The 3,316-nt window shown below is 66.1% G+C and carries 3 protein-coding genes; all 3 read right to left on the bottom strand.

Annotated features, from left to right (window positions below; translation table 11 throughout):
• Positions 1-2,027 (bottom strand): CocE/NonD family hydrolase (locus EN993_RS33280; RefSeq protein ID WP_127265997.1); only part of this gene is annotated, 2,027 nt, incomplete at its 3' end.
• A 48-nt stretch (positions 2,028-2,075) separates the two neighbouring features.
• On the bottom strand, positions 2,076-3,050 hold the full coding sequence (locus tag EN993_RS33275; RefSeq protein ID WP_127265996.1) for an oligopeptide/dipeptide ABC transporter ATP-binding protein: 975 nt from the start codon (positions 3,048-3,050) through the stop codon (positions 2,076-2,078).
• Positions 3,047-3,316: oligopeptide/dipeptide ABC transporter ATP-binding protein (locus tag EN993_RS33270; RefSeq protein ID WP_348630449.1), on the bottom strand; the 270-nt coding region annotated here is incomplete at its 5' end. The genes EN993_RS33275 and EN993_RS33270, both read right to left, overlap by 4 nt.

Here is a 3,316-nt window from a genome sequence, read left to right as displayed (position 1 = left end):
CAGTTGAGGTCGCGCGGATACTCCCTGACCTCGGCACGGTCGACGATCAATTCATCGCCATCATGGGCCGTGATGTGGGTCTCGATCCGCCAGACATCGCGCAGCGCGTGCACCGTCGCCTTTACCGAAAGCCGCGCCTGCCAGTCGCCACGGCCATAGGACTTGTCCCAGGTGCAGGTACCAACCGCCGAATTCGGATCGTCCGGGTGGATGGTGAACCGGTCGACGTGCCTCGCCGAAAGGACCATTCCGGTATGCGGATGCAGCACCGTGCCGCCATCATTGACCACTTGATAGACGGTTTCGCCAGTGACCTGGTCCGTCGACACCGAGCGCTGGAAGCCGTCGCCCTTGGCCAGCACCTCTTGCTCCATCGGCCTGGCGCTTTCCGGGCCGGGGAAGGCCGCCAGCGTGTCGTCCAGCGGCTGCGGTGGGCGCACCGGCAGGATCAGCCGGCTGTCGCCGCAATGGATCGACAACATCGCCTGCTCGGCGGTCGGGAAGACGATCGGCCAGTGGGATGTCGCCAATGCCAGCCGGATACGCTCGCCGACCTCGAAACGCTGCCCGCAGCAGCGCAGCTTGATGCGGACCGTCTCCGCCTGGCCCGGCACCATGGGCGCGATGTCCAGATCGCCGTTGCGGTGGCTGAGGTTGAGGATGCCGTAGCTGACGCGCGCGGCAGCACCGTCCGCGAACACCTGCGACAGAGTGGCGGAGAGGAGCGCGACGGGCTTGTCGGAGGCCAGCCTGACCTCGAATTCGGGGAAGCCAAGGATCTCGACCGCTTCGGTCAAGGGCGCCGTCTCGAAGATCAGGGCATTGCCTTCTTCCGTGCGCTGGTCGACAGGCAAGGTCGGCATCACGCCATAGCCGCACCAGGCGCCGGAAGACAGGCCGGCTGTCTGCGGCGACGAAATCTCCAGGATCGTATCTTCGCCCCTGGCCTCGCTCAGCACATGCGGGGCAAGGTTCAGCACCTTTTCGCCGACGCCGGGCCCCGGCCACGACGGTTCCGCGACCCAGCGACCGGGTCGCTCGTCGTAGATCGCTGCCGGCCTTGCGGGGTCCTGGATCCAGGCACGCAGCATCGGCTCGTCGGCAATGCCGGTGTCGATGCCCTTGAGATACTGATCCCACCAGCGCAGGCACTCCTGCAGGAAGCCGATGCGCGGCCCTGGCATGGCGAAGTGCGGATATTTGTGGCCCCAGGGTCCGATCAGCCCTTTGCGGGGACCGCTTAGCTTTTCCAGCATCCGGAAGATCGGATTGGGGTAGCCGTCGGCCCAGCCGCCCACGGCATAGACCGGGATTTCGACGTCGGAATAATCCTCGCAGATCGAACCGTGCCTGTAGAAATCGTCGCGGCGCTGGTGTTCGAACCAGTCCTGCATCCAGATGCCATTGCCGTTAAGCCGTTGCTCCCAAAGATCGCGCCAGCGGTCGCCGACGATGAGTGGATCCGGCGGGGTCATGGCGATCGCCCAGGCGGTGGTTCCCCACATCAGATTGTCGCACATCATGGCGCCGCCGAGATAATGCACGTCGTCATTATAGCGGTCGTCGGTCGAGCACAGCGAAACGACGGCTTTCAGCGCCGGCGGTCGGCGGGCGGCGACCTGCAGCCCGTTGAAGCCGCCCCAGCTGATGCCGATCATGCCGACGCTTCCCGAGCACCAGGATTGCCGGGCCAGCCATTCGATGACCGCCAGGCAGTCATCCTGCTCCTGCTTCAGATACTCACCCTTGCACAGCCCTTCGCTGTCACCCGAACCGCGCATGTCGACCCGCACGCCGGCATAGCCGTGACCGGCGAAATAGGGATGCGTCAGCGCATCGCGCTCCACCGTTCCGTCGCGCTTGCGGTAGGGCAGATATTCGAGGATCGCCGGCACCGGGTCGGCCTCCGCGTCTTCCGGCAGCCAGACACGCGCCGCCAGCTTGACGCCGTCCGGCATCGGAATCCACAAATTCTCGATCTCGCGGATTTTTCGCGGGAAATCGGTGACGACGCGGATATCTTGCATGACGGCTCCTCTCAACGCCCCGGCCGACACTTGCGCCAGTGACGATCCTTACGTGTTCAACGGGAAATGGCAGGTCAGGCGGCTGTTGCCGACCGCGACCGGGGCAGGGACATCCACCGCGCAACGGCCCTGGGCCTGCGGGCAGCGTGTGTGGAATTCGCAGCCTGAAGGGCGCGCCAGCAAGGAGGGAACGTCAGCCGGCAGCGTGATGCGCTGATGAACCCGATCTGGGTCCGGCTCGGGATTGGCTGACAGAAGTGCTGCCGTATAGGGATGGTGCGGGGCGCGGAAGATCGCCTCGGTTTCGCCCTGCTCGACGAAGCGTCCGAGATACATCACCGCCATGCGGTCGGCGATCTGCCGCACGACGTGCAGATTGTGGGTGATGATCAGCATCGACAGGCCCATGCGGTCGCGCAGATCGTTGAGCAGGTTCAGCACCTCTCCCTGCACGGAGACGTCGAGGCCGGCGGTCGGCTCGTCGGCGACGACCAGCACGGGGTCCAGCGCGATCGCCCGCGCCACGCCGACGCGGCGCGCCTGGCCGCCGGAAAGCTGGTGCGGGTAGCGGTCGGCGAAATCTCGCGGCAGCCCGACCAGCGCAAGAAGCCGTGTGACTTCGGCGCTCAGATCGCGATCCGACAGGCCGTGAATGACGAAAGGCTCCGACAGCAGCGACCGCACGCTGAGCCGTGGCGACAGCGATCCGACCGGATCCTGGAACATCATCGGCATGCGCCGCCGCACCGGCTTCAGGGCGGCGTTGGACAGGCCTTGCAGTTCCTGCCCTTCAAACAGGATCGTGCCCGCTCTCACGGGCTGCAGACCGTTGAGCGTGCGCGCCAGCGTCGTTTTGCCCGAGCCGGATTCGCCGACCAGCGCGAAGGTGCTGCCTCGTTGAAGGGTGAAGCTGACGCCTGAGACCGCTTCGATTTCGGTGGCCCGCCCCGCGAGCCTGGCGGACAGGCCGCCGACCCGGAACGAGACGCGCAGATCGCTGACACGGAGCAGGTCTTCGCTCATGCGCTCATCGCCCCCAGGGAAACGTCCGCGTGCCAGCAATGGGCGATATGAGATCCGCCGATAGGGGCGTTGGGAGGCGTCGTCAGGCATTGGGCGTCGGCACGATCGCAGCGCGGCTGGAAGACGCAGCCGCTTGGCCGGCGGCGCAGGTCCGGCAAGGTCCCGGCAATGGTCGGCAGGCGGGGCACACGCTGCGACAGACGCGCGGGATCGCAGGCCAGCAGCTTCTGCGTGTAGGGATGGCGGGCGTCGTTACAGATTTCCCG

The organism is Mesorhizobium sp. M7D.F.Ca.US.004.01.2.1 (assembly GCF_003997785.1).
Lineage (GTDB): Bacteria > Pseudomonadota > Alphaproteobacteria > Rhizobiales > Rhizobiaceae > Mesorhizobium > Mesorhizobium loti.
The sequence above is the reverse complement of the archived record's forward strand: the minus strand, read 5'-3'. Positions and strand labels throughout refer to the sequence as shown.

What these genes read in the sequence shown, in the direction of transcription:
- EN993_RS33275 (WP_127265996.1), bottom strand. Translation starts at nt 3,050, where the DNA reads ATGAGCGAAGACCTGCTCCGTGTCAGCGATCTGCGCGTCTCGTTCCGG.